Source organism: Streptomyces sp. NPDC005803, from assembly GCF_040630435.1.
In the GTDB taxonomy this organism is placed as follows: Bacteria; Actinomycetota; Actinomycetes; order Streptomycetales; family Streptomycetaceae; genus Streptomyces.
This window is the reverse complement of sequence record NZ_JBEXXO010000032.1, coordinates 69,205-95,305: the sequence shown is the minus strand read 5'-3', so window position 1 is coordinate 95,305 and position 26,101 is coordinate 69,205. Positions and strand designations below refer to the sequence as shown.

The window sequence follows — 26,101 nt, the reverse complement described above, 5'->3', positions numbered from 1 at the left end:
GGAGGGACCCCGGACCCCCACCCACCGGGGATGGGCGCACCCCGCGGGGCAGGCCGCACCGTTCAAGCCCGTCCGGCGATTGAGGACGGAACCCCCGACCCCGGACCGGGGCGAGCAACGAGGGGCCCCGCTGCCGCCCGCCCAAGGGCCCCGCTGCCGCCCGCCCGAGGGCCCCGCCCGAGGGCCTGTCAGCGAAGCGCGTCAGCGACCTCGCGGGCGGCGTCGACCACCCGGGGCCCCACCCGTTCCGGGACCGCGTCCGCGAGCATCACCACACCGACGCTGCCCTCGACCCCCGTCACCCCCATGAGCGCGGCCGCCGCCCCGCTGGCCCCCGCTTCGAGCTCTCCGTGGGTGAGTGTGAAGGCCGTCTCGCCCACCGGCTTCTGCCGGGCGGCGAGGATCGCCCGGCCGGCGGCGCCCCGGTCGAGCGGGTGGCGGAAGCCGGCCCGGTAGGCCACGTGGTAGTCCGTCCACGTCGGTTCGACGACCGCGACCGCGAGCGCGTCCGTGCCGTCGACCAGCGTGAGGTGGGCGGTGGCCCCGATGTCCTCGGCCAGCGAGCGCAGCGCGGGCAGGGCGGCTTCCCGGACGAGCGGGTGGACCTGCCGGCCCAGGCGCAGCACGCCCAGGCCGACCCGTGCCCGGCCGCCCAAGTCGCGTCGGATCAGGGTGTGTTGTTCCAGGGTGGCGAGCAGACGGTAGACCACGGTGCGGTTGACGCCGAGTTTGTTGGACAACTCGGTGACCGTCAGGCCGTGGTCGGTGTCGGCGAGCAGTTTGAGGACACGCAGTCCCCGGTCGAGCGTCTGGGAGGTCTCCGCGGTCACGACGCCCTCTCCTCTTCGGTGAGCGGCGGCGGCTGTTCCCACGGTTTGTGCGGTCACCGGTCCCAGCGGCGACGCACGGAGAGGCCGCCGGCCTGGCCAAGGCACCGGCTGCGCTCCGCGGCGGCGTTGCCACGGGGCGTTCACATTTTTGGGACAGTAGCGAGCCAGTCCGCTCAGCGGAAGACCTCGTCCAGAATCCGGGCGCTCCAGGAAACGCCCTTGCGCCTGAATCACATAAGTGCCGGTCAGCGGGGCGCCGGCCGAACGGCGCGCATCTACGCGCGTCCATGTCGGCCGACTCCCTCGCGACGCTCCGTACACCGGAGGTGAACCGGCGTTAACTCACTGTGAACAATTTCTGGACAGTTTTTCCGTTCACGAGTACCTCGCAGGCCCTGATCGCCTTCGTCGCCCGGTCCCGGACGGTGAAGTTGAGGGCGAACGTGCCGTCGAGTCCGATGACCCGGGTGACATAGGAGTCGGAGGTCTGCTTCCCGTCCGCGGTGCGTCCGGTGACGGAGACCGTGGCGACGGGTGCGAAGCCCCGGCCGGTCACCTGGACCACCGTGCCGGGCGGCCCCTCGGGCGGCGAGAGCGCGAAGGACGCCCCGGCGGGGGCGGTGCCGTCCTGGACGGTGAACGCGGCCGTCTCCGTACGCGGGTTGACGAGGACCTCGCGGACCCGGAGGGCCACGGTGTCGGCCGCGTTGACGGTGAAGGTCTGCGAGAAGGCCCCGTCGAGGCCGACCACCTTGGTGCGCACCGGGTCGGAGGTCTGCGAGCCGTTCGCCCGCAGCCCGACGATCGACACGGTCGCCACCTTGGCGAAGCCCTGGCCGAGAACGGTGACCGCGGTGCCCTTGGGTCCGGCGTCCGGGGTGAGGACGACGAAGGTCGGGGCGACGGTCAGCTGGGTGAGGGCCTGCGCGGTACCGGCGGTGACCTGGAGCGCGTAGACGCCGCGGGCGGTGGACCCGGCGGGGGTGACCGTGCCGGCGAGGGTGCCGTCGGCGGTGATCCGCAGGGTGGAGCCGCTGATCTTCGCCGTGTCGCAGCCCGTGCCGTCGGCGGCGCACAGGGCGGCGGCCGGGGTGACGCCGGAGGACCAGCCGTCGCCGGAGACGCTGATCGTGCCGCCCGGTTTGACCTTCGCCACGCCCGCGGAGAGCGTCGCGGTGGCCTCGGTGACGGTGAACGGCGTGGTCAGCAGGGTGGCCGGGTCATTGCCTTCGTCGACCTGGACCGCGGCGATCGCCGGGTCCGAGACGGTGAAGTCCACGGCGAACGTCCCGTCGGGGCGGCTCTTCACATAGACGGCCGTGTCGTCGAGGGTCGCTCCGCTCGCGTCGAGACCGACGGTGTTGATCCAACGGTCCTGGTAGTAGTCGCTGCCGGTGACGGTGATCACGCTGCCGACCGGGCCGCTGCCGCGGGACAGGGCGATCGCGCGGGGGCCGGCGGGGACGAACGCCTTGACGGTCAGCGGCGCGGTCGCCTCCTTCGTACCGTCGCCGACCTTCACGAGGTACGAGCCGTCCGGCACCGCGCCCGCCTCGGCGAGCACAGCGCTGCCGGACAGCTGTCCCGAGCCGTTGATGGTGAGGGAACCGCTCGCGAACTTCCCGGCGTCGCAGCCGCCGCCGTCCGCCGCGCAGAGCGACGGTACGGGGGTGGCGCCCACGGTCCAGCGGCTGCCGGACAGGGCGACGGCGGTGTGCGGCCGGGCCGGTGCGGCGGGGGCGATGAGGGTGGCCGGCTGGCCGGCGCTGCCCTCCGCCTTGACGGTCCCGATGGAGCCGCCGCCCGCCGTGACGACGCACGCCGTCTCGTAGGTGGAGCCGAGCACCTTCGTACGGGTGAGGTTGCGCAGCGGGGTGAAGGTGATCGGGCCGCTCGCGGCGGCGGGGATGAGGAAGTCCCCTTCGTACGGCGGGATCTCGATCGGCTGCCCGGACGGGACGTCGAGGGACACCTCGGGTCCGGTGACGGTGACCGTGCCGGTGGCGCCGCCGGACATGGCGAGGTCGACGCTCGGGGTGGTGGGCACGTCGTTGAGGCTGAGTCCGCTGGTCGCGGGGGACGGGCCGAGCGTCACCTTGGCGTGGACCTTGCCGCCCGGGTCGACGACATCGGGGGTCAGCTCGATGCTGAACTGCTGCGGTCCGTCGGCCTGTCCCTGCCCGGCGGGCAGGGTGCAGTGGACGGTCGGGGTGATGGTGCCGGCGTGGGCGAGGGGCGCGAGCGCGACGGTTCCCCCGGTCCAGGCGAGTACGGCTCCGGCACCGAGGGCGACGGCGCGGCGCCATGTCTGACGGCCCCGTCTTCCGGTGGGTCTGCGATGCGCGAACATGCGGCTCCTCCAAAGGAAACGGAATGCGAATGATCCGAATGCGGAATGGAAGACGCCCGCCTGTTCCATTGCCGTACGGAACAGACGGGCGTCCTGACTTCTTTCCCCTGCTGCCACCGGTGAGACGGGTGTGACTCCGGCGGCCTTTATGTCACAGCAGGGTCAGGGTCAGGGTGGCGCTGTAATCTCCGGGCCGGGTGAATTCCGGAACGGTGAGGGCGAGGTCCGCGTCGGCGTCGAACTTCCCGCCGGTGAACGGACGTGATCCGTCCGGGTCCACCCGGCAGAGGCTCGCCGCCTCGATCCCGAGCGCTGTGGGCGCTCCGGCCACCGGCGTCCCCACACTGCCGGCCTGCGCGGTGCAGGACGGTGTCCAGCGCACGGCGTGGGCCGGGATGACGGACCCGTCGGCGCTCCTGAAGCCGGTGAGGGTGGCGGTCAGGGACCAGCCGCTGTTGACGCCGCGGGCGTCCTCCACCTCCACCCCGTTGAGCCGCGCGTGCTGCGCCGCGTCGCCCGTGCCCAGGACCGTCGTACCGAAGTCGACGGTGTCGCCCTCCTGGGTCATGGACAGCGTCCCCGCCCTGACCTGGGCGCTCAGCCGCTGCTCGGCCGTGCCACCCCCGCCGCCGCCGGTGGTGACGGTGAAGGGGACGGTGCGTACGGTCGCCGGGTCGTTGCCCTCGTCGGCCTGGACGGCGGCGACCGCGTCGGTGATGACGGTGAACTCGACGGCGAAGGTGCCGTCCGTGCCGCTCTTCACGTAGACCGCGCTGTCATCGAGCGTGGCGCCCGCCGCGTCGAGGCCGATGACGTTGATCCAGCGGTCCGGGTTGTAGTTCCGGCCGCTGACGGTGATCACGCTGCCGACCGGGCCGCTGGCCGAGGACAGCTCTATCTCCCGGTTGCCGGCCGCCACGGCCTCGACGGTGAGGGGGGCGGTGGCCTCCTTCGTCCCGTCGTTGACCTTCACCTCGTAGCGGCCGTCGGGCACCGCCCCGGCCTCGCCGAGGGTCGCGGTGCCGGTGAGTGTGCCGGAGGAGTCGATCCGCAGGGCGTGGGAGGTGAACTTCAGCGGATCGCAGCCACCACCGCCCACCGCGCACAGCGACGGCACGGGGGCGGCGTCCGGGGTCCATCCGGAACCGCCCAGCGGCACCGCCGTGTGGGGGCGGACCGGGTCGGCGGGGGCGGTCAGGGTGGCGGGCTCGGACGCGGAGCCCTCCGCGGTGACCGTGCCGACGAAACCGCCGCCGTCGACGACGTCGCAGGGCGTCTCGAAGACCGATCCGAGCACCTTGGTCTGCGTCAGCGTACGGACCGGGGCGAACGAGATGTCACCCGAGGCGTCCACCGGAACGAGGAAGTCGCCTTCGTACGCGGGGATCTCGATGGGCACCCCGGCCGGGATGTCCATGGTGATCTCCGGGCCCCGCACGGTGACGGTGCCGGCGGCCCCGCCGGACATCGCGAGGTCGAGGCTGGGGATCGTCGGCACGTCGTCCAGGGCGAGGCCGCTGGTGGCCGGCGACGGCCCCAGCGTCACCTTCGCGTGGACCTTGCCGCCCGGTTCGACGACGGCGGGCGACAGAACGACGGTCATCTCCTGCGGCCCGGTCGCCTCGCCCTGGCCCGCGGGCAGGACGCAGTGCACGGTCGGGGTCACCGTCCCGGCCGCCGCCACCGGGCCGGCGGGCGGGGACGGTGCGGCAGACGCCCCGACGCAGCCCAGTGACAGTACGAAGCAGGCCGCGAGCAGACCGGTCACACCGGGTCTTCGTCGTCGGATCACCTGACACCCTTTCATGGACCATTGATTGCGCACATTGAGGAGGGCAGGTGCAGAGAAGTCAAGAGAAGGCCGATTGATCCTTTCCGAAATGCCCGAAAAGCATTTCTCCAGGGGATTTCCGCACACCTGTTGACTTCTTTGAAGATCACCGTTTCACTGCACCCGACATGCCGGGCCCGGCACGCAGATCCGTACGTACATCGAATGCATCAAGTGCACCTGGACGTCGCATCTGCGGAATTCGAACCGGAAGGAGTTCCACCCGTCATGTCGATCTCTTCGACCCGTACGCCGAACCGAAGACACCTACCGCTGGCGCTGGGCGCGGCGTGTTCGGCCGGCGCCCTGCTCGCCCTGTCCTCGCCGACCGCGATGGCGGTGAGTCCGACCACTGCGACCGCCACCTTCGACTGCGGCACCTGGGGCAACGGCAGCGCCACGCTGACCGCCGTCGACAACGGCACCACCAAGACCCTCAAGCTCACTTCCTCGGCGATCACGATGCCGGCCGGCTCGAGTGCCGACCCGAACAGCATCACGACGACGCTCAAGGTCTCCAAGACCGCGGGCGGAGTCACCAGTCAGGTCCAGTTCTCCGCCAAGGCCAACCCAGGGATGAGCTACCCCAACCCGATCACCCTGGGGCCGCTGAAGCTCACCTCCGGCACGCTGGCGACCGGCAACAGCACCAATTCCGTGGTGCTGTCCGCTCCCGCGACCGCCACCAACTGGAGCCTGCAGATCGTGACCTCGTCCCCGACGTCCGCCACCGTGTACTGCGTGGCGACGTCCGTCCAGTCCGCACCGTTCGTCTGGTAGCGGCCCGCGCATGACGCCGGCCCGGGGCGGGGACAGCGCGTCCCGCCCCGGGCCGGTGCACCGGGCGCCCCTCCCCCGGGCTCACGTCATGCGGGTGGCCCACTCCTGGACCTTCTTGATCCGCTGCTCGATCTGCCCGGCCGTGGCCTCCGCGCTCGGCGGCCCGCCGCACACCCGGCGCAGCTCGGTGTGGATGACCCCGTGCGGCTTGCCGCTCTGGTGCGTGTAGGCCGACACCATCGTGTTCAGCTGCTTGCGCAGCCCCAGGAGCTGCTTGTGCGTGACCACCGGACGGTCACCGGCCGGCTTCTCCAGCAGGTCCGCCTCCGAGGCGGGCTTCTGCCGGCTGTGCGCGATCTGCCGGGTCTGCCGCTTCTGGAGCAGCAGCTGCACCTGGTCGGGTTCGAGCAGCCCCGGGATGCCGAGGTAGTCCTGCTCCTCCTCGCTGCCCGGGTGCGCCTGCATGCCGAACTCGGCGCCGTCGTACAGCACCCGGTCGAAGACCGCGTCCGACTCCAGCGCCTCGAAGGGCAGCTGCTCCTCGGTCTCCTCGTCCTCCAGCCTCTCGGCGTCGGCGAGGAGCTTGTCCTCCTCGGAGAACGGGTTCTCCTCCTCGCCGCCCTTCTTGGGCTTGTCGAGGACGTGGTCCCGTTCGACCTCCATCTCGTTGGCGAAGTCGAGGAGCATCGGGATGGTCGGCACGAAGACGGAGGCGGTCTCGCCGCGCCTGCGGGAGCGCACGAAGCGGCCGACGGCCTGGGCGAAGAACAGCGGCGTCGAGATGGTGGTGGCGTACACCCCGACGGCCAGGCGCGGCACGTCCACGCCCTCCGACACCATGCGGACCGCGACCATCCAGCGCGATTCGTCCGCGCTGAACTTGTCGATCTTCTTCGACGCGGCCTTCTCGTCGGAGAGGACGACGGTGGCCGACTCGCCGGTGACCTTCTTCAGGATCTTGGCGTACGCGCGAGCCGACTCCTGATCCGTCGCGATGACGAGCCCGCCCGCGTCCGGGATGCCCTTGCGGACCTCGGTGAGCCGCTTGTCGGCGGCGCTGAGGACGTTGGGGATCCAGTCACCGGTGGGCGACAGGGCGGTGCGCCAGGCCTGCCCGATCGCGTCCTTGGTCATCGGCTCGCCGAGCCGGGCGGCGATCTCGTCACCGGCCTTGGTGCGCCAGCGCATGTTGCCGCTGTAGCTGAGGAAGATCACGGGGCGGACGACGCCGTCGGCGAGCGCGTTGCCGTAGCCGTAGGTGTAGTCGGCCGAGGAGCGGCGGATGCCGTCGTTGCCCTCCTCGTACGCGACGAAGGGGATCGGGTTGGTGTCCGAGCGGAACGGCGTGCCCGTGAGGGCGAGCCGCCGGGTCGCCGGGTCGAACGCCTCCTGGCAGGCCTCGCCCCAGGACTTGGAGTCACCGGCGTGGTGGATCTCGTCGAGGATCACGAGGGTCTTGCGCTGCTCACAGCGGTTGCGGTGCAGCATCGGGCGGACACCGACGCCCGCGTACGTGACCGCGACCCCGTGGTACTCCTTGCTCACGGGGCCGGCGCTGTACTCGGGGTCGAGCTTGATCCCTATCCGGGCGGCCGCCTCCGCCCACTGCTTCTTCAGGTGCTCGGTGGGCGCGACGACGGTGATCTGCTGCACGACGTGGTGGTGGAGCAGCCATGAGGCGAGGGTCAGCGCGAAGGTGGTCTTCCCGGCGCCGGGGGTCGCGACGGCGAGGAAGTCGCGCGGCTGCTCCTGGATGTACCTCTCGAGGGCGCCCTGCTGCCAGGCTCGCAGCTTCCCGGCCGTGCCCCAGGGGGCGCGGCCGGGAAAGGCGGGTGAGAGGTGGTGGGAGGCGGTAGTAGTCACGGTCTCCGGTTCAGGTCTCTCGGGTACGTGGGGCGCTGTCCGCACGGACCGGGACGGGCCCGTACGCGATACGACAACCGGGCCACCTTACCGGGGGGCGGGGTGCGATCCGTCTCGGACCGCTCCGCCCCGCCCCCAAGTGCGACGGCTCTCACACCGCGTCGACGACCAGGTCGCGCCGGCCTGGGAGATCGCCTCGGCTGCGTCCGTTTCGCCCGTGGCGACGACGATGACCAGGCGTTCGGCCGCCTCGATGCCGGGCCCCTCGCGGCTCGGGCCGCTACCGCTCCCGCACCCGCGTGGCCACCCACGCCCCCACCAGCGCCACCCCGGCCATCGGCAGGAACACCACCGCGAACGCCCCCGGGTGCGAGCCTGACGCCCCCGCCTCCACCGCCTCGTGCGCGGCTCCCACCGCTCCGCCGCCGAGCGCCGCGAACGCCGCGCCTCCCGCGGCCAGCAGCAGCACGTTCGAGAGGCCGTCGGAGATCTGCAGGGCCGCGGAGTTCGCCCCCGCCTCCTCGGGCGCGGACAGCTTGAGCAGCAGCACGCTCGTCGAGGCGATCACCATGCCCATGCCGAAGCAGCCGAAGGCCCAGGCCACGGCGACCGTCCAGACCGGCACCCCGTCGATCAGCACGGCGGGCGCGGCGGCGATGGCCGCGGCGACCAGCACCATGCCCCCCACCATCAGCGGCTCGCGGTGCGCTTCGAAGCGCGGGCGGGACTGTACGTACGAGCCCAGCGCCCATGTCCCGCCGCCGGCGGCGAGGGAGAGCCCGGCCATCGTCGGGGACATCCCGCGCTGGGTGACCAGCATCAGCGGGACGAACGACTCGGCGGCGATGAACGAGCCGGCCGCCACCCCGCGCAGCAGCACGACGGACGGCAGCCCGCGTGCCGCGCGGCCGGTGCCCGGGGGCAGCAGTCCGCGGATCGCGGGGACGAGCAGGGCCGCTCCGGCGGCGGCCGGCAGCAGGGAGAACCAGTTCCGCTCCTGCCCGGCGTACTGGAGCAGACCGGCGCCCAGCGAGATGCCCAGCGCGAGCACGATGCGCCGGCGGTCGTACGGCTCGACGGGCGCCGACGGGTCGGCGGGGCCGGACGCCGTACGCCGGATCGCGGGCAGCGCGAGCGCCAGCGGGAAGACCACCAGGACCGGGATGCCGATGAAGACCCAGCGCCAGCCGAGGTTCTCGGTCACGCTCCCGGAGGCCAGCGGGCCCACGACGGACGGGATCACCCAGCTCGCGGCGAACGCCGCCAGGATCGCCGGCCGCAGGTACTCCGGGTAGGCCCGGCTGATCACCACGTACAGCGCGACGATCACGAGCCCGCCGCCGAGCCCCTGCACCGCCCGGCCCACGATGAACATCCACATCGTGCCCGCGGTCCCGGACAGCAGCAGCCCCGCCCCGAAGGCGCTGATCCCGGTGGCGAGCGGGGCGAGCGGCCCGCGCCGGTCGGCCCACTGGCCGGACAGCACCATGGCGAAGAGGCTGGTGGTGAAGTACGCGGAGAACGCGAACGCGTACAGCGGGATGCCGTGCAGCTCCCGGGCGGCGACCGGCATCGCGGTCCCCACGGCGGTCGCCTCGAACGCGATCAGGAACACGACGGAGACGATGCCGACGCTGAGCGCCCGGTAGGTCCGTCCGAGGACTCCCTCGGGCGCCGCGTCGACCCCTGTCCCGGGTATGCGGTCGGTCTCTTCGGTGCGGGGCGAGACATCGGCGTCACGCGGGTCCAGGGCGGTCATGAGCCCAGAGTAAGGGGCGAAATCAGCTGTGGGCCCTGTCCCTGGTCGCTCCGGTTCTCGTCCCTTGGTCGTAGGACCGGCCGCCCGATCGTGAACGCCGTATGGCAGTCGCGTTGCACGGGGGCCCCCGCCCTTGAACGCCGCGCCGCCCGGGGCCTACGGTCGGGACGTCGCAACAACGCACGACCGTGTGCCCGAGAGGCTCAGGGGCTCGACTGCAACTCGAGTTACACCGGTTCGAATCCGGTCACGGTCTCCACGGACGCCACCGCCCGCCCCTCGCACCGAGGGGCGGGCGGTGGCGTTTCGCGGGCGGGGCCGGTCAGGGCTTGGGCGCGGCGACCGCGGCCTGGGGCCTGATCGGGAGCCGGTTGACCGGGCGGCCGGTGGCCGAGCGGACCGCGGCGGCCACGGCGGCCGGCGAGGTCACGACCGGGACCGCCGAGGCGGGCTTGGCGCCGAAGGGGGCCACCACGTCGCGTTCCTCGACGAGTCTGACGATGCGGATGTCCGGGGCGTCCAGCGCCGTCGGCAGGGCGTAGCCCGTCAGGTCGGGGTGCCGGACGAGACCGCGGGCGCTGCGGAGGTTCTCCGTCAGAGCGGCCCCGATGCCCTGCGTGACGCCCGCCTCGATGCGGGTCGCCAGCTGGGACGGGTTGAGGACCCGGCCGACGTCCTGGGCGACCGCCATCTCCACGACACGGATCGAGCCGAGCTCGACGTCGACGTCCACCACCGCGCGGATCGCGCAGAAGGCGAGGCCGACGAAGGCGTCGCCCTGGCCGGACTCGTCGAGCGGCTCCGTGGGGTGGGGGCGGCACTGGGCGGTGGCCCAGAGCTCCTTGCCGTCCATCGCCTCCGTGACGGTCGTCGAGAGCACCCCGTCGTACGAGGTGATCTTGCCGTCGGCGATCTGGAGCAGTTCGGTGGACATGCCGAACGTGTGGGCCAGCGGCTGGAGCAGCTGGGTGCGGACCATCTTCGCCGCGCGTTCGACCGCTCCGGCGGAGACCCAGGTGTGGCGGCCGTGCGTCGCCGGACCGGCCGGGGGCTGGTCGGTGTCGACGGACGCGACGTGCACCTCCTCGATGCCGAGCGTCTCCTGCACGACCTGACGGGCCAGCGTGGTGAAGCCCTGTCCCGTCTCGACGGCGGCGCAGATGACGGTCGCGACCCCGTCGTGGACCCGGACGGTGGCCGTGGAGACCTCGTCGGCGCCCTCGGCGCCGAGCATGTGGACCATGCCGAGCGCGTACCCCACCCCGCGCCGCACGGCGCCGGGTTCACCCGCGCCCTCGGGGCCGCCGGGCAGCAGCCAGTCGTCCTCCGGGGCGTCCTTGGGCAGTGAGGGGAGCGGGAAGTCCCGTACGGATCGCAGGAGTTCCGCGACCGGGGCGGGGCAGGTCACCGTCTGTCCGGTGGGCAGGATGTCGCCGGTGGACAGGACGTTGCGCATCCGCAGTTCGGCCGGTTCGATGCCGAGCTTGGCCGCCAGCTTGTCCATCTGCCCCTCGTAGGCGGCACAGACCTGCATCGCGCCCTCGCCCCGGACGTGGCCGGACGGCGGGTTGTTCGTACGGACCGCCCAGCCCTCGATGAAGGCGTGCGGGACGACGTACGGTCCGCAGGCGAAGGCGACCGCGGCGGCCAGGGACTCCGACGAGTCGTCCGCGTAGGCGCCCGCGTCCAGGAGGATCTGGGCCTCGACCTTGACCAGGCGGCCCTCGGCGTCCGCGTGGTGGCGGTAGCGGAGCAGCGTGGGGTGGCGGTGCGCGTGGCCGAGGAAGGACTCCTCGCGGGTGGCGGCCAGCTTGACCGGGCAGCCGGTGCGCAGGGCGAGCAGGCCGAGGGGGAGCTGGAAGCCGGGGTCCTCGCGGTCGCCGGTCGCGCCGGGCACGCCGGTGACGACGACCTTCACCCGGTCGGGTTCGAGGCCGAAGCAGGCGGCGGCGAGGTCCCGGTCGGTGTGGGGGTCGGTGGAGGCGGTGTAGAGCTCCACGCCGCCGTCGGGGCGGGGCACGGCCAGGCCCGCTTCGGCGCCGATCGGGGCGGGGTCCTGGCGGCCGATGCGGTAGAGGCCCTCGACGACGACCTCGCCGGTGATCTCCGGGTCGCCGTAGCGCAGCGGGATGTGGCGGATGAGATTGCCGTCGGGGTGCAGCGGCTCGGCGGCGAAGGCCTGCTCCGGGTCGGTGACCGGTTCCAGCACCTCGTACTCGACGGTGATCGCGGCGGCGGCCAGCCGGGCGGTGTCCGGGTGGTCGGCGGCGACCGCGGCGATCGGCTCGCCGTGGTGGCGGACCAGGTCGGACGCGAAGACCGGGCGGTCGACGACGCGGCGGCCGTAGTTGCTCTCGCCGGGCACGTCCTCGTGGGTGACGACCGCGCGCACGCCCGGCATCCCGGCCGCGGCCGAGGTGTCGATGGACAGGATGCGGGCGTGCGGGTGCGGCGAGCGGAGCACGGCGGCCCAGAGCAGTCCCTCGGCCCACAGGTCGGCGGCGTACGGGAAGGTGCCCTCGGTCTTGGCGCGGGCGTCGGCGGGCGGCAAGGAGGCGCCGAGGCCGAGCAGCGGCTGCTCGGTGCCGGGGCCGCTCGGGCCGTCCAGCGACGGGATGCTGATCGCCGTGTGGGTCGCGCCCGCCGCGGTGGCTGCGTCGTTGCTCACGCCAGGCCTCCGTCCTGCAGGTGGGCCTGCACACTACCCGCGCCGGGCGCCGCCTGGTGCGGGATGCGGGCCACGTCCGGGTCCGCGGATTCCTGCGCGGGTGCCGAGGCCGCCTCGGCGGCGGCCTCGCGGCCCGCGATGACCTCGTTCACGGCGTCGAGCACGCCCCGGTAGCCCGTGCAGCGGCAGAGGTTGCCGCAGAGCGCCTGGCGGGTCTCCAGCTCGCTGGGGGCGTGGTTGCCCTCCAGCAGATCGTGGACGGTCATGGCCATGCCGGGGATACAGAAGCCGCACTGCACGGCGCCGCAGTCCGCCAGCGCGCGCTGGACGTCGGACGGCTCGCCGTCGACGGCCAGACCCTCGACGGTACGGACCTCGCTGCCGGCCGCCGTGGCCGCGGGGACCAGGCAGGAGGCGACGAGACGGCCGTCGACCTGCACGTTGCAGGCACCGCACTCGCCCTGTGAGCAGCCGTCCTTGGCGCCGGCGAGGCCGAGGCGCTCACGCAGCACGTAGAGCAGCGACTCGCCGATCCAGGCGTCGGTGACGGGCCGGTCGGCCCCGTTCACGTGCAGCACGTAGGAGGCGGCGGGGTGTTCGCTGGGCAGGTCGGGCACGGCGGGCGGGGCGTCCACGGCCTCGTCGTCCGGAGCCGGCACCTCGTCCGGGACCGGGACGAGCCGGTCCGGGGCGAGCCGGTCCGGGGCGGGGTGCTCGGGGGCGGGGTGCTCGGGGGCGGGGTGCTCGGGGGCGGGCTGCTCGGGGGCGGGGTGCCGCCCGTCCTGGGCGGGGTCCGCCGGAGCCTCGTGCGACGGCTCCCCGGCCGGGGAGCCGGGCGGGCCCGGGACGGTCTCCGGCCCGGTGGCGATGTCGTCGGGGACCGGGTCCGGGGCGGGCTCGTCCGCGGGCTCGTCGGACGGCACGTCGGAGACGGGCTCGGACAGGTGCCCCACGTCCGTCCCCAGGGCCGGTGTGCCCCCGGTCGGGGGCTCCTGCGCCGCCCACGGCGCGGGCGCACCGCCCGGCAGCGTGGCGGGCGGGGTGCGGTCCGCGTACCAGCCGGCGGCCAGCGCGGAGGCCGAGAACTCGCCGGACTCCTCCGGGAGGTCGCCGTGGGCGACCGGGATCGTCCACTGGCCGGTGTGGCCGGCCGGCTCGGCGGGAGCGTCCGACTCGGCGAAGTGCCACTGGCCGGTGGCGGCCTGGGCCCCGGGGTACTGGTCGGGGTACTCCGGGGAGACCGGCGGGTAGCCGTATGCCGACTGCTGCTGGTTCGGGTCCGGCCAGTGCACCGCGTCGGGCGCGGGGGCCGCGGCGTCCTGCCGCTCCGGCTGGTCGTGCGGGTCCTGCCCGTCGTGCTGACGCTGCTGGTCCGGGACGGCCCAGCTGCCGGTGGCCGCGGGGTCGAGGCCGGCCATCGGGGTCAGCGGAAGGATCATCGGCGGCACGTAGCCGTGGCCGGGTGCGGCCAGCGGTACGTTCGCCAGGTCCTCGGGCGGCAGGTGGACGAAGGCGGTCGCCTCGGCGTCGTACTCGCCGCCCTGCGGGGTCGGCTCCCAGCCCCCGCGCCGGTCGGCGTGGTCCTCGTTGGTCACGACAGTGCCCTCCCCAGCGCGCGTCGGGCCAGTGCGGCGACGGTGCGCCGCAGGTGCAGTACGGCGGGGGGCAGCGGTGGCGCCTCTCCCCCGTCGGCGGGTGGTGCCTGGTCCGGGACGCAGGCCGCGGCGACGTACTCGCCGAAGGCGGCCAGCGCGTCGGGGGCCAGGCCGCGTTCGCCGTCCCAGTCGATCAGTGAGGCGATCCAGCGTTCGGCCTCCAGCGGCCGCAGCGGCATCGGCGCGATGGCGCCGACCGCGCAGCGCACCCCGCGCCGGGCGGGGTCGAGCACGATCGCGACGGAGGCGGTGGCCCGGCCGGGACCGGTGCGCCCGGTCGCCTTCAGGAAGACCTGCGGGGCGTGCAGCAGGGGGACGCGGACGAAGCCGATCACCTCGGCGGGCTCCAGCATCTCGCGGCCCGCCAGCAGGTGCGAGACGGGGATCTCGCGGCGCGCGCCGCCGGGGCCCCCGATGACGAGTTCGGCCTCCAGGGCGGCGAGGACCGGCAGGGCGTCACCGGTCGGCGCGGCGGTGGCGATGTTGCCGCCGAGCGTTCCGGCGTTGCGGATCTGGGGCGGACCGGCGGCGCGCGCGGACGCGGCGAGCGCGGGGATGAGGGCGGCGAAGTCGGGCCGTCCCATGCGCGCGTGGGTGAGACCGGCGCCCAGCAGGGCGTGCCCGTCCTGGTAGTGCCAGCCGCGGATCTCGCTGATCCGGCCGAGGCCGACCAGCGCGGAGGGGCGCAAAAGCCCCTTGTTGACGGCCGCCATCAGGTCCGTGCCGCCCGCCACGGGGACGGCGGTGGGCATGGCTTCGAGTGCCGCCACGGCCTCGTCCAGCGAGGCAGGCAGCGTGACGGACTGCGCCGCCTGCGGTGCGTGCGTGGTCAACCCAGCTGCCCCTTCCCGGTGTCCCGGCGTCCCGCCTGTTTCGCCGTACGGTACGTGCTCAAAGCCCGGACGTGGCAACTCTGGCACATCTTCGGACCGGCCCGACGCGAGGGTCCGCGAAGGGCGTATCCGCCCCCGACCAGGGTAATGGTCCCGTTTCGCACCTCTTCGGCACAGAGGGCGAATTGCCGCCCTTCCACGCGCTTGTGCGACTTATCCGTTCCGGCGGGCGAAGGCTCGTGCGGGGGGAGTTCCCCGCCCGGACGGCACCGCCCCCACGGCCCCGAGGACCGTGGCGGCGGCAACCGGACCGCGTCCGGACTCACACGTTCGGGGGTGTTCCCTCGATCGGGCGTCCCAGGACCCCGGGGCGCCGCTGCCACGGCAACGGGCCGCCCGGCGGCCGGTAGCCGACGCCGAGCGCGTCAAGTCGCGCGTAGTGCGTGGCCATACGGCGCTCGAAGTCCGCGAAGTCCCGTTCCGCCGGGGCGGGCAGGGCCGACCAGGCGACCTCGGCGAAGGCCGCGAGGCGGGGGAAGACCTGGTAGTCGACACGGGCACGGTTCTGCATGACCTCGGTCCAGACGTTGGCCTGGGCGCCGAGGACGTGACGGGCCGCCTCCTCGGAGAGGGCCGGCGGCACGGGCTCGAAGCGGTAGACGTCCTCCAGGGTGCGGACGTATCCGATGGGCATCGGCTCGTCGGGGCCGCCGTGCTGACGGTGGTCCAGATACACCTGCTGCTCCGGGCACATGACGACGTCGTGCCCGGCCTCGGCGGCCGCGATGCCGCCCGCATACCCACGCCACGAGGAGACCGCGGCGCCCTCGGCCAGGCCGCCCTCCAGGATCTCGTCCCAGCCGATGAGCCGGCGGCCCCGCGCGGTGAGCCAGGTGTCGAAGTGGCGGATGAACCAGGACTGCAGCTCGTTCTCGTCGGCGAGGCCGAGCTCCTTGATGCGGGCCTGGGCGGCCGGCGACTGCTTCCACTGGTCCTTGGGGCATTCGTCGCCGCCGATGTGGATGAACGGCGAGGTCTCCACGGGGAAGAGGTCCAGCAGTTCCTCGAAGACGCCCTCGTAGAAGCGCAGGGTGTGGTCGGAGGGGGCGAGCACGTTCGGATTGACGCCCCAGTTGTCCCACACGCGGAGCGCGGTGGTGTCGACGACGTCGGTGTTGCCCAGCTCCGGATAGGCGCTGATGGCGGCCTGCGAGTGGCCCGGGACGTCGATCTCGGGGACGACCCGGATGTGCCGCTCGGCGGCGTACGCCACGATCTCGCGGATGTCGTCCTGCGTGTAGTAACCGCCGTGCGGGGTCTCGTTCCAGAGCTCGGACGCCCGGTGGCCGTACTTGGTGCGCGCGCGCCACGCGCCCACCTCGGTCAGGCGCGGGTAGCGCGTGATCTCGACGCGCCAGCCCTGGTCGTCGGTGAGGTGGAAGTGGAAGACGTTCAGCTTGTGGGCGGCGAGGAGGTCGAGGTAGCGCAGGACGTCGTCCTTCGGCAGGAAGTGCCGTGCCACGTCGAGCATCAGGCCGCGCCAGCCGAAGCGGGGACGGTCCTCGATGTCCGTGAACCCGAGGGCGTGGGTGGTGCGGCCGCTGACGGGCGCCCGGCGGAAGGCGTCCGGCCCCAGCAGCTGACGCAGCGTCTGCGCGCCCCAGAAGACCCCGGCGGGGCTGCCGCCCGTGATCACGAGGCTCCCGTCGGGCTGGGTGGTCAGCCGGTAGCCCTCGGGCGCCGACGACGGGTCGACGCGCAGCCGGATGGCGCGCGCGGCCCCCTCGGCGCCCGGTGCGAGCGGCAGGCCGAAGGCGGCGCCGAGCGTGGCACGCAGCCAGCGCTCGGTGCTCTCGGTGCCGGGGGCAGCGTCGATGGGGGTGGACGCGTCCAGGAGGAACCCGCCCCGCCCCCGGTCGCCGACGCTCGCGGGCGCCGGGATCAGTTCCATGTCCATGTCGTCAGTCCTTAACCGCCATGCCCGGTCCCGGGACCGGGCATGGCTGTACGCGTACGAAGAAGACCGGTACGGGACCGGGACCTCAGGGAAGGGGTTTGCACACGCGCCCTGCGCCTTTCGTTCCGCACACCGTGCAGGAGGCTAGGTCCGGACCAATGCGCCCGACAAGTGGTCCCACCACTCTGTGACCCGCGGGCGCGGCCCGTGCGACGCCCACCGCCCCCGCACGCGGAGGAGCCCCCGGGGCACGCCGCTGCGCGCCCCGGGGGCTCCTCCGGGCTGGTCGGTGGTAGGGCCGGGACTACTGCTTGTCCTTGCCGCCCTTGCCCTTGTCCTTGTCGCCTCCGGCGCCCATGGACTCGTAGATCTCCTTGCACATGGGGCAGACCGGGTACTTCTTGGGGTCGCGCCCCGGTACCCAGACCTTGCCGCACAGCGCGACCACGGGGGTGCCCTCCAGGGCACTCGCCATGATCTTGTCCTTCTGGACGTAATGGGCGTAGCGCTCGTGGTCGCCGTCGCCGTTCGACACCTGTGGCGTCGGTTCCACGAGGGTTCCGGTACCTGCCCCGCGCTCGGGCTCAAGAGTGCTCATAACCGCCAAGCGTACTGAAAGCCCGGCCGTCAGTTCAGCGAAGGGTCGTCCGGATACGTGGCGATCATGGCCAGTTCGCTGCGCTGACGGCGCAGGACCGCCCGCCACAGACTTTCGGGGCGCGGCGAGGACACGTCGCCGGGTTCCGACTCGACGACGTACCAGGCACCCTCGGACAGCTCCGTCTCCAGCTGGCCGGGGCCCCAGCCGGCGTACCCCGCGAAGATCCGCAGCGAGCCGAGGGCCGCGGCCAGCAGCTCCGGGGGCGCCTCCAGGTCCACCAGCCCGATCGCCCCGTACACCCGGCGCCAGCCCAGGGGGCCTTCGTCGCCGGGGATGACCGCCACGCCGAGCGCCGAGTCCAGCGAGACGGGGCCGCCCTGGAAGACGACGTCGGGCTCACCGGTCAGCTCCGCCCAGGACGCGAGGATGTCTCCGACGCCGACCGGGGTCGGGCGGTTCAGGACCACGCCGAGCGAACCCTCCTCGTCGTGGTCGAGGAGCAGCACCACCGCGCGGTCGAAATTCGGGTCGGCGAGGGCGGGTGTGGCCACGAGCAGTCGCCCCGTGAGCGAGGACACCTCGGTCATGGCAGAAATGATCCCGCATCTTCGGCCCGCGCGGGAGCCGAGCGGGGAGTCCGGCGCACCGGGGCCGGACGGGGCGCGGCGTCCGGTGCGGTGCGGCACAAGGCGCCGCATCGACCGCATAGCGGGAGTAACCGGGCGTTCCGGCAACGCCGCGCGGTGTCGTGCCGGACGTCACGCACCCGGCGATGATCCACCGGACACACGTTGCGTGACCGTTCGCGCACCCTGCGTGGCCTAGCGCAGCTCAGGGCGCACGGGTGCACATGGAGCGCACGACCGCCCCCCCATCCGGACGGTAACCCTCCGCAAGATCAGGGAAGCACAGCGTGTCGGGGCGGATCCGTGACGTTCCCACTCCCCCCGTTCCCTTACGGATGGGGGGCGCCGGGCCATTACCCTGGCGATTGGCCCCCTGCCCGACCACTCCGGAACGCGAGATTCATGACCGGCACAGACGATGTCCTGCTTGTCCACGGCGGCACCCCGCTGGAGGGCGAGATCCGCGTCCGAGGCGCCAAGAACCTGGTGCCGAAGGCGATGGTCGCCGCGCTGCTCGGCAGCGGGCCCAGCCGCCTGCGCAACGTGCCCGACATCCGCGATGTGCGGGTGGTGCGCGGGCTGCTGCAGCTGCACGGCGTGACGGTCCGTCCGGGCGACGAACCCGGTGAGCTGATCCTCGACCCCACCCACGTCGAGAGTGCGAACGTCGCCGACATCGATGCCCACGCGGGCTCTTCGCGCATCCCGATCCTGTTCTGCGGCCCGCTGCTGCACCGGCTCGGCCACGCGTTCATCCCCGGGCTCGGCGGCTGCGACATCGGCGGCCGGCCGATCGACTTCCACTTCGACGTGCTGCGCCAGTTCGGCGCGACGATCGAGAAGCGGGCGGACGGCCAGTACCTGGAGGCCCCGCAGCGGCTGCGCGGCACCAAGATCCGGCTGCCGTACCCCTCGGTCGGCTCCACCGAGCAGGTGCTGCTGACCGCGGTGCTCGCCGAGGGCGTCACCGAGCTGTCCAACGCGGCCGTGGAGCCGGAGATCGAGGACCTCATCTGCGTACTGCAGAAGATGGGCGCGATCATCTCCATGGACACCGACCGGACCATCCGGATCACCGGGGTCGACCGGCTCGACGGTTACACCCACCGGGCGATCCCGGACCGCCTGGAGGCCGCCTCCTGGGCGTCCGCCGCGCTGGCGACCGAGGGCAACATCTACGTCCGCGGCGCCCAGCAGCGCTCGATGATGACGTTCCTGAACACCTACCGCCGGGTCGGCGGCGCCTTCGAGATCGACGACGAGGGCATCCGCTTCTGGCACCCGGGCGGCGCCCTGAACGCCATCGCGCTGGAGACGGACGTGCACCCCGGCTTCCAGACCGACTGGCAGCAGCCGCTGGTCGTGGCGCTGACGCAGGCCGCCGGCCTGTCGATCGTCCACGAGACGGTGTACGAGTCGCGGCTCGGCTTCACCTCGGCGCTCAACCAGATGGGCGCGCACATCCAGCTCTACCGCGAGTGCCTGGGCGGGTCCGACTGCCGCTTCGGCCAGCGCAACTTCCTGCACTCCGCGGTCGTCTCCGGGCCGACGAAGCTGCAGGGCGCGGACCTGGTCATCCCGGACCTGCGCGGCGGCTTCTCGTACCTGATCGCCGCCCTGGCGGCCCAGGGGACGTCCCGGGTGCACGGGATCGACCTGATCAACCGCGGCTACGAGAACTTCATGGAGAAGCTGGAGAAGCTCGGCGCGAAGGTGGAGCTGCCGGGCGGTTCGCTGGTCTGAGGAGGGGTCCCGGGGGCCGGCGCCCCCGGGACCACAGCCCTGGAGGCCCGGTAACGGCCCTCTGCGGCCCGTACGCCGAAGGGCGGCCACCCTGGTCGGGGTGACCGCCCTTCGTCGTGCCCAGGGGTCTTACTTGCCCTTGGCGGCTTCCTTGAGCTTCGAGCCCGCGGAGACCTTCACGCTGTAGCCGGCCGGGATGTTGATCGGGTCGCCGGTCTGCGGGTTACGAGCGGTGCGAGCGGCACGGTGGGTGCGCTCGAAGGTCAGGAAACCGGGGATGGTGACCTTCTCGTCGCCCTTGGCGACGATCTCACCGACGGTCTCGGCGAGCGCGGCCAGCACGGCGTCGGCGTCCTTGCGAGTCACCTCGGCGCGGTCGGCCAGGGCGGCCACCAGCTCACTGCGGTTCATGTTGTTACTCCCGTGTTCTTCTTGCCTGTGAGGCGTGAGATCGAAGCCGATGCTGCCAGGGCCCTCGGACAGTGCCCGGACCCGGGTCCGTTTTTCAGACCTTCGCGCCCCGTGGGGTCTCCCCCGGACGAAGTCCTTGGGAAAGCATCCTGCCCCCACCTGCGGCGGGAAAGCCAATCCGGCACCCTCCGGAGCCGTACGAAATGCACCAGTGCCTCGTCGTGGTGACGTTCCGTCGACTCCCCAGAAGCGGACCGCACCTGATGCGGGGCTCCGCGGGACGCGTCGCCCGCCCACCCTAAAGGGGCGTTTGGGGCGCCGCGACCCGCGACGCGCCGGACATCAGACGGACGTGGGGCCCGTCACAGCCGCGCCGGCCGCCTTGGCCGCGTCCCGGACCGCGCCCGCGACCGCTCCGGCGACCTTGTCGTTGAAGACCGACGGGATGATGTAGTTCGCGTTCACCTCTTCCTCGGCGACGACGTCGGCGAGGGCGCGGGCGGCGGCGAGCATCATCTCCGTGTTGACGGTGCGGGACTGAGCGTCCAGCAGACCGCGGAAGACGCCGGGGAAGACGAGGACGTTGTTGATCTGATTGGGGAAGTCCGAGCGGCCGGTGGCCACAACTGCCGCCGTCAGGCGTGCGATTGCCGGGTCCACCTCGGGGTCCGGGTTCGCAAGCGCGAACACGATCGCACCCTCGGCCATGGCCGCGACGTCGTCGCCGTCCAGGACGTTCGGGGCCGAGACGCCGATGAAGACGTCGGCGCCCACGACGGCCTGCTTGAGGGTGCCGGTGACGGACTCCGGGTTGGTGTTGTCGGCGATCCAGCGCAGCGGCGAGTCGACGTGGGCGGAGATCAGGTCCTCGCGCCCGGCGTGCACCACCCCGTGGATGTCGGCGACGACCGCGTGCTTGACGCCCGCGGCGATGAGCAGCTTCAGGATGGCCGTGCCGGCCGCCCCGGCGCCGGACATGACGACCCGTACGTCCCCGATCCCCTTGCCCACCACGCGCAGCGCGTTGGTCAGGGCGGCCAGGACGACGATGGCGGTGCCGTGCTGGTCGTCGTGGAAGACGGGGATGTCGAGGGCCTCGCGCAGCCGGGCCTCGATCTCGAAGCAGCGCGGCGCGGAGATGTCCTCCAGGTTGATGCCCGCGAACCCGGGGGCGATCGCCTTGACGATCTCGACGATGGCGTCCGTGTCCTGGGTGTCCAGGCAGATCGGCCAGGCGTCGATGCCGGCGAAGCGCTTGAAGAGGGCCGCCTTGCCCTCCATCACCGGCAGGGCGGCCATCGGGCCGATGTTGCCGAGGCCGAGCACCGCGGAGCCGTCCGTCACGACTGCGACGGAGTTGCGCTTGATGGTGAGGCGCCGGGCGTCCTCGGGGTTCTCGGCGATCGCCATGCAGACCCGGGCCACGCCCGGGGTGTAGATCATCGAGAGGTCGTCACGGTTGCGGATGGGATGCTTCGACGCCATCTCGATCTTGCCGCCGAGGTGCATCAGGAACGTACGGTCGGAGACCTTGCCGAGGACGACGCCCTCGATGTCCCGCAGACCCTCGACGATCTCGTCCGCGTGCGAGGTGGAGGAGGCGGCGATCGTGACGTCGATCCGCAGCTTCTCGTGGCCGGAAGCGGTCACGTCGAGGCCGGTGACCGAACCGCCGGAGGACTCCACGGCCGTGGTGAGCTGGGAGACCGCTGTGCCGCTCGCGGGCACCTCCAGCCTGACCGTCATCGAGTACGAGACGCTGGGCGCCGTTGCCATGGCCGAGTCCTTCGCTTTCCTTAGCTTCATTGCTATGCGTGGCCGGATCTGCTGCCGCCGGACACGCCTTCCGATATTCGCACCTACCGACGAGTAGCCGGTAATGACTGCCGCTCTTCGGAAACCGTTTTCCACCATACGAGATACTGGGGGCTTCACGGAACCCCATCGGGCCCGTAAACAGAAACAGACCCACGCCACCGGAGGGTGACGCGGGTCTGTCTTCTTCAGTTGACGGCACCGACCCGCCATGCTCGCCTCGCGGCAAGTGGTCGCTCGAAGCGACGAAGGTTGGGCCCGGGGGCTTGGATCGAGCCGGTGCCGTACACCAGGCTAACAAAGACCCCGGAGAAGTGATTCCCTCTGCGCGGGTTGACGGAAAAAAGCTTCCCGCGCCCCCGCCGCCGCGGGGCCCGTCAGTCCCTGAGCAGGTCGGGAACCCCGTCCTCGTCGGGCAGGTCCCGCTCCCCCGAGACGACCGTGAGCTGCTGGGTCGCCCGCGTCAGCGCCACGTACAGCACCCGCAGCCCCGCCGGGGACTCGTCCGCGATCTCCGCGGGCGAGACGACCACCGTGGCGTCGTACTCCAGGCCCTTCGCCTCCAGGCTGCCCAGCGCCACCACGCGCTCACCGAGCTCCGCGAGCCACTTACGGGCCTGGGCCCGCCGGTTCATCGCGACGACGACCCCGACCGTGCCGTCCACCTCGGCGAGCAGCCGCCGCGCCTCCTCACGGACGGTGCCGGCCAGATCGCCGTCCCGCACGGTCTCGAAGCGCGGGCGCACGCCCGTGGAGCGGACCGCCGCCGGGGACTCCATGCCCGGCATCGCGAGCGCCAGGACCTTGGCGGCGAGCTCGGCGATCTCCGCCGGGTTGCGGTAGTTGACGGTCAGGGTGAAGGTGCGGCGCGGGCGGCTGCCCAGCGCCTCGTCACGGGCCGCCGCCGCCTCGTCCGGATCGGACCAGCTGGACTGCGCCGGGTCGCCGACGATCGTCCAGGTGGCGTGCCGGCCCCGGCGGCCGACCATCCGCCACTGCATGGGCGTGAGGTCCTGCGCCTCGTCGACGATGACGTGGGCGTACTCCGTGCGCTCCGCCGCGAGCCGCTCGGCCCGCTCCCACTGGGTCTCCTCGCGCTGCGGCATCAGCTCCTCCAGGCCGGTGAGCTGGTCCAGCGGGTCGGCCTCGCGCTTGCGCTTGGGCCGGTGCGGGGTGCCGAGCAGCGTCTGGAGCTCGTCGAGGATCGCCACGTCGTGGACGGACAGCGGGCCGCGGCCCTGCGCGTCGAGCCTCTTCAGGGAGCGCGCGAGCCGGCGCACCTCGCCCTGGTTGAGGGTGCGGCGCGCCCAGCGGGCGAGCCGCTTCTCGTCCGCCATCGCGGCGAGCACCCCGCGCGGGGTGAGCTCGGGCCACCAGGCGTTCAGGAACTCGATGAAGGGCGTCTCGGTGGAGACGTCCTCGTCGAACGACGAGCGCAGTTCGGCCGCGAGCTCCGGGTCGGTGTAGCGGCCCCGGCCCGAGGACCTGTTCCACAGCGCGTCGAGCAGCAGCTTGCGGGCGCGCGGGCGCAGCAGGTTGACGGGTGCGGTGCCGCCGAGGACGTTGTTGCGGATGCGCCGCAGCTCGTCCTCGTGCAGCTCGACCCGGGCGCCGAAGGCCACCACCCGCAGCCGGGTGGGGGTGCCGGCCTCCTGAGGGGCCTGGTCGGCCTCCCCGAACGCCAGCTGGCCCTCCTCCGGGTCCGCCGGCCGGGGCGCGGGCTGTTCCAGCGCCCCCCGGGCCGCCTTGCGCAGCACGTGGAGCATCCGGGAGGAGCCCTTGATCCGCGCGACGGCCGGTTCGTCGTAGGTGGTGGCGCCCTCCGGGCCGGCCGCCTCGTCGGACAGCGAGCCGACCGCGCGGATCGCGACCTGGCCCTCCTCGCCGAGGGAGGGGAGCACGCCTTCGGTGTACGCGACCAGCAGGGGCGTCGGCGAGACGATCAGGATGCCGCCCGCGTACCGCCGCCGGTCCTGGTAGAGCAGGTACGCGGCACGGTGCAGGGCGACCGCGGTCTTGCCGGTGCCGGGGCCGCCGGAGACCTCGGTGACCGAGGCGGCGGGGGCCCGGATCACCAGGTCCTGCTCGGCCTGGATGGAGGAGACGATGTCCCGCATGGTGTGGCTGCGGGCCTGTCCGAGCGCCGCCATCAGCGCGCCGTCCCCGATGACGGGGAGCGTGCCGCCGCCCAGGTGGGCGGTCAGTTCCGGGCGCATCAGGTCGTCCTCGACCCCGAGGACGCGGCGGCCCTTGGAGCGGATGACCCGGCGGCGCACCACCCGGCCCGGTTCCTTCGGCGTCGAGCGGTAGAACGGCGCGGCCGCCGGGGCCCGCCAGTCGATGACCAGCGGCGCGTAGTCGGAGTCGAGGACCCCGATGCGGCCGATGTGCAGCGTCTCGGCGATGTCGGCGGTGCCGTCCTCCCGTACGGCGTCGTCGGCCGGTTCGACGGAGGTGAAGGCGCCGTCCGGGCCGCGCTCACCGTCCTTGCCGAGCAGCAGGTCGATCCTCCCGAAGAGGAAGTCCTCGAACTCGCTGTTCAGCCGGTTGAGGTGGATTCCGGCGCGGAACACCTGGGCGTCACGCTCGGCGAGCGCGCCGGGTGTACCCACCTGGCCGCGCTTGACGGCGTCGTTCATGAGAAATTCCGCCTCGTGGATCTTCTCCTCGAGGCGGTGGTACACACGGTCGAGATGTTCCTGCTCGACACCGATTTCCCGGTCCCGCAACGAATCGACAGCGGCATCCTGCGCGGCCACCGGGGCCCCCTTCTGATGTGCATTGGGCAGCCGTCAACCTTATGCGAAGGGGACCCGTCGCGCACCTGCCGCGGGTGTCGATCTTGCGTGCCGGGATATCGATTGCGTTTCGGGAGCGCGCGGGGCGGCTCAGACGCCGACGCTCACCAGCCGTTCGCCGTCGAACGTGCGGACCTCGAAGTGGTCGATGTCGGCCCGGGCCATGGCGGCCCCGCCGTGGACGTAGAGCGGGTACCTGGCGGTGGGGTGCGGGGAGTCCTCGATGCCGTACCCCCACTTCGGGACGGACCAGGAGGTGACGACCTCCTCCTCGCCGGTCTTCGACACCGCGACCAGCCTGCACTTCTGCGGGCCCCGCACGTTCTTCAGCTCCAGCACGGTGTGCGTGCCCCAGGCCTTCGGCTCCAGGCCGATCGTGGCGTCGACCGCGGTGCCGGGGTCGGTCGCCCGCGCCTTCTCCTTCATGTGGTGGAAGAAGGCGTCCTCGGCGGGGCTGGTGGGGTGCGGGTCGGCCGCCTCGACGCTCCTCGTGCCGTCGCCGGCGGCCGTCACCGCGACCACCGGGCCGCCGATGATCAGCGCTGCCGCCGCCGCCACCAGGTACCTCACGCGGCGCGTGCGCCGGGCGCGCCCGGCCGCGACCTCGTCGACCAGGGCGTCGAGCACCCGGGGCGCGGGCGGCGTGGGGACGTGCGGGACGGGGCGGGCGCCGGGCACGGAGGCCGGGGACTCGGCGAGCATCGCGAGCATCGGCTCCAGGCCGGCGAACGCGTCGAGGTGGGCGGCGCAGCGGGCGCAGCCGGACAGATGCGCCTCGAAGGCGGCGGCCTCGGCCCCGTCCAGGATGCCGAGGACGTAGGCCCCCGCCGCGTCGTGCCCCGTCTCGTCCACGGGGGCGCCGGGGGCTGCGAAGGGCCCGGAGGGGCCGGAGGGACCCGCCGGCCGGGGCCCGAAGGGCTCCCATTCGTGGTCGCTCATGCCGTGATCCCCCTCTCTTCGAGTGCGAGCTTCATCGAACGCAGTGCGTAGAAGACCCGGGACCGCACCGTGCCACTGGGGATGCCGAGCGCCTCGGCCGCCTCGTTGACCGTACGGCCCTTGAAGTAGGTCTCGACCAATGCTTCCCGGTGGGCCGGGGTCAAATCGTCGAGCGCGTCCGCGAGCGTCATCAGCCAGAGCGCCTTGTCGATCTCGTCCTCCGCGGGAATGACCTCCAGTGGCGACGGGTCGACCTCGTGCGGCCGGGCCTGCCGACTGCGGTGGCCATCGATGACGATGCGCCGGGCGACCGTCACCAGCCAGGGCCGGACGGAACCGGTGGCCCTGTTGAGCGAACCGGCGTTCTTCCAGGCACGGATGAGCGTCTCCTGCACCACGTCCTCGGCGCGCTGCCGGTCACCGGCGACGAGACGGAGCACGTACGCGAGCAGGGGGCCGGCGTGTTCGCGGTAGAGCGCCCGCATCAGCTCCTCGTCCGGGACGGCGGAGGGTGACGCGGGCGGCCCACCGCGATGCCGGGCCCTGTGCGGACGGTCATCGGCCACGGCCGCATCCTTGCGCACACGAACCTCCCGGTCGAGACCCTGTCGAGCTCCTTGGTCATCGATACGGGGATGCGGG

18 protein-coding genes and 1 tRNA gene are annotated in these 26,101 nt (G+C 72.7%); 3 read left to right on the top strand and 16 right to left on the bottom strand.

Translation table 11 applies throughout. The annotated features are described in order from the left end of the window. Positions 1–188: 188 nt before the first annotated feature. The 3 genes from ABZ454_RS33395 to ABZ454_RS33385 all read right to left on the bottom strand — a co-directional run bounded on the left by ABZ454_RS33395 (position 189) and on the right by ABZ454_RS33385 (position 4,948). Positions 189–830, bottom strand: coding sequence for a helix-turn-helix domain-containing protein (locus ABZ454_RS33395; protein ID WP_024489166.1), 642 nt, complete (start codon positions 828–830; stop codon positions 189–191). Positions 831–1,167: 337 nt separating this feature from the next. Further along, positions 1,168–3,180, bottom strand: coding sequence for a hypothetical protein (locus ABZ454_RS33390; protein WP_359543329.1), 2,013 nt, complete (start codon positions 3,178–3,180; stop codon positions 1,168–1,170). Positions 3,181–3,331: 151 nt separating this feature from the next. Beyond that, on the bottom strand, positions 3,332–4,948 hold the full coding sequence (locus tag ABZ454_RS33385; RefSeq protein ID WP_359543328.1) for a hypothetical protein: 1,617 nt from the start codon (positions 4,946–4,948) through the stop codon (positions 3,332–3,334). Between the two features lie 291 nt (positions 4,949–5,239). On the opposite strand from ABZ454_RS33385, the gene ABZ454_RS33380 reads away from it, so the two are divergent. Further along, positions 5,240–5,791 carry a hypothetical protein gene (locus tag ABZ454_RS33380; protein WP_356319230.1) on the top strand — a complete coding sequence of 184 codons (552 nt, stop codon included), beginning with the start codon at positions 5,240–5,242 and terminating at the stop codon, positions 5,789–5,791. Between the two features lie 81 nt (positions 5,792–5,872). On the opposite strand, the gene ABZ454_RS33375 is transcribed toward ABZ454_RS33380, so the two are convergent. Further along, a complete protein-coding gene (locus ABZ454_RS33375) occupies positions 5,873–7,654 on the bottom strand; it encodes a DEAD/DEAH box helicase (protein WP_356319231.1) in 1,782 nt (593 codons plus the stop codon). Positions 7,655–7,934: 280 nt separating this feature from the next. Continuing rightward, positions 7,935–9,413, bottom strand: coding sequence for an MFS transporter (locus tag ABZ454_RS33370; RefSeq protein ID WP_356319232.1), 1,479 nt, complete (start codon positions 9,411–9,413; stop codon positions 7,935–7,937). Positions 9,414–9,597: 184 nt separating this feature from the next. Between ABZ454_RS33370 and ABZ454_RS33365 the strand changes: the two genes are divergently transcribed. After that, positions 9,598–9,672, top strand: a tRNA-Cys gene (locus ABZ454_RS33365). Positions 9,673–9,735: 63 nt separating this feature from the next. Here ABZ454_RS33365 and ABZ454_RS33360 read toward each other — a convergent pair. The 6 genes from ABZ454_RS33360 to ABZ454_RS33335 form a co-directional block, all read right to left on the bottom strand. Beyond that, positions 9,736–12,081, bottom strand: a complete 2,346-nt coding sequence (locus ABZ454_RS33360; protein ID WP_356319233.1) for a molybdopterin cofactor-binding domain-containing protein — start codon at positions 12,079–12,081, stop codon at positions 9,736–9,738. Beyond that, entirely contained in the window at positions 12,078–13,676 is a 1,599-nt protein-coding gene (locus ABZ454_RS33355) for a 2Fe-2S iron-sulfur cluster-binding protein (protein ID WP_359543327.1), read from the bottom strand. The genes ABZ454_RS33360 and ABZ454_RS33355 overlap by 4 nt, the downstream gene beginning before the upstream one ends. After that, complete coding sequence (locus tag ABZ454_RS33350) at positions 13,673–14,569, bottom strand: FAD binding domain-containing protein (protein ID WP_356319235.1); 897 nt, start codon at positions 14,567–14,569, stop codon at positions 13,673–13,675. Before ABZ454_RS33350 ends, ABZ454_RS33355 begins: the two co-directional genes overlap by 4 nt. Before the next feature lie 322 nt (positions 14,570–14,891). Then, a complete protein-coding gene (locus ABZ454_RS33345) occupies positions 14,892–16,526 on the bottom strand; it encodes a beta-N-acetylhexosaminidase (RefSeq protein ID WP_359543326.1) in 1,635 nt (544 codons plus the stop codon). Positions 16,527–16,830: 304 nt separating this feature from the next. Then, entirely contained in the window at positions 16,831–17,124 is a 294-nt protein-coding gene (locus ABZ454_RS33340; protein ID WP_266779385.1) for a DUF3039 domain-containing protein, read from the bottom strand. 29 nt (positions 17,125–17,153) lie between these two features. After that, positions 17,154–17,714, bottom strand: coding sequence for a YqgE/AlgH family protein (locus ABZ454_RS33335; RefSeq protein WP_356319237.1), 561 nt, complete (start codon positions 17,712–17,714; stop codon positions 17,154–17,156). A gap of 441 nt (positions 17,715–18,155) precedes the next feature. Between ABZ454_RS33335 and murA the strand changes: the two genes are divergently transcribed. Next, a complete protein-coding gene (gene murA / locus ABZ454_RS33330; protein ID WP_356319238.1) occupies positions 18,156–19,496 on the top strand; it encodes a UDP-N-acetylglucosamine 1-carboxyvinyltransferase in 1,341 nt (446 codons plus the stop codon). A gap of 129 nt (positions 19,497–19,625) precedes the next feature. Here the strand turns inward: murA and ABZ454_RS33325 are convergent, their stop codons facing one another. From ABZ454_RS33325 to ABZ454_RS33305, 5 genes are all read right to left on the bottom strand, one after another. After that, positions 19,626–19,907: an HU family DNA-binding protein gene (locus ABZ454_RS33325; protein ID WP_003968811.1), complete on the bottom strand. Its 282-nt coding sequence runs from the start codon at positions 19,905–19,907 to the stop codon at positions 19,626–19,628. Between the two features lie 342 nt (positions 19,908–20,249). Next, on the bottom strand, positions 20,250–21,683 hold the full coding sequence (locus ABZ454_RS33320) for an NAD-dependent malic enzyme (RefSeq protein WP_356319239.1): 1,434 nt from the start codon (positions 21,681–21,683) through the stop codon (positions 20,250–20,252). Between the two features lie 416 nt (positions 21,684–22,099). Next, positions 22,100–24,481 (bottom strand): UvrD-helicase domain-containing protein, encoded by a 2,382-nt coding sequence (locus ABZ454_RS33315; RefSeq protein ID WP_359543325.1) that lies wholly within the window; start codon positions 24,479–24,481, stop codon positions 22,100–22,102. A gap of 129 nt (positions 24,482–24,610) precedes the next feature. Further along, positions 24,611–25,459, bottom strand: coding sequence for a zf-HC2 domain-containing protein (locus ABZ454_RS33310; RefSeq protein WP_359543324.1), 849 nt, complete (start codon positions 25,457–25,459; stop codon positions 24,611–24,613). Further along, a complete protein-coding gene (locus tag ABZ454_RS33305; RefSeq protein ID WP_356319243.1) occupies positions 25,456–26,043 on the bottom strand; it encodes a sigma-70 family RNA polymerase sigma factor in 588 nt (195 codons plus the stop codon). The genes ABZ454_RS33310 and ABZ454_RS33305 overlap by 4 nt, the downstream gene beginning before the upstream one ends. Positions 26,044–26,101: the final 58 nt, after the last annotated feature.

Coding starts and splice junctions, on each gene's coding strand:
- ABZ454_RS33310 (WP_359543324.1), bottom strand. CDS start 25,459: ATGAGCGACCACGAATGGGAGCCCTTCGGGCCCCGGCCGGCGGGTCCC.
- ABZ454_RS33370 (WP_356319232.1), bottom strand. CDS start 9,413: ATGACCGCCCTGGACCCGCGTGACGCCGATGTCTCGCCCCGCACCGAA.
- ABZ454_RS33340 (WP_266779385.1), bottom strand. CDS start 17,124: ATGAGCACTCTTGAGCCCGAGCGCGGGGCAGGTACCGGAACCCTCGTG.
- ABZ454_RS33335 (WP_356319237.1), bottom strand. CDS start 17,714: ATGACCGAGGTGTCCTCGCTCACGGGGCGACTGCTCGTGGCCACACCC.
- ABZ454_RS33345 (WP_359543326.1), bottom strand. CDS start 16,526: ATGGACATGGAACTGATCCCGGCGCCCGCGAGCGTCGGCGACCGGGGG.
- ABZ454_RS33380 (WP_356319230.1), top strand. CDS start 5,240: ATGTCGATCTCTTCGACCCGTACGCCGAACCGAAGACACCTACCGCTG.
- ABZ454_RS33320 (WP_356319239.1), bottom strand. CDS start 21,683: ATGGCAACGGCGCCCAGCGTCTCGTACTCGATGACGGTCAGGCTGGAG.
- ABZ454_RS33390 (WP_359543329.1), bottom strand. CDS start 3,180: ATGTTCGCGCATCGCAGACCCACCGGAAGACGGGGCCGTCAGACATGG.
- murA (WP_356319238.1), top strand. CDS start 18,156: ATGACCGGCACAGACGATGTCCTGCTTGTCCACGGCGGCACCCCGCTG.
- ABZ454_RS33325 (WP_003968811.1), bottom strand. CDS start 19,907: ATGAACCGCAGTGAGCTGGTGGCCGCCCTGGCCGACCGCGCCGAGGTG.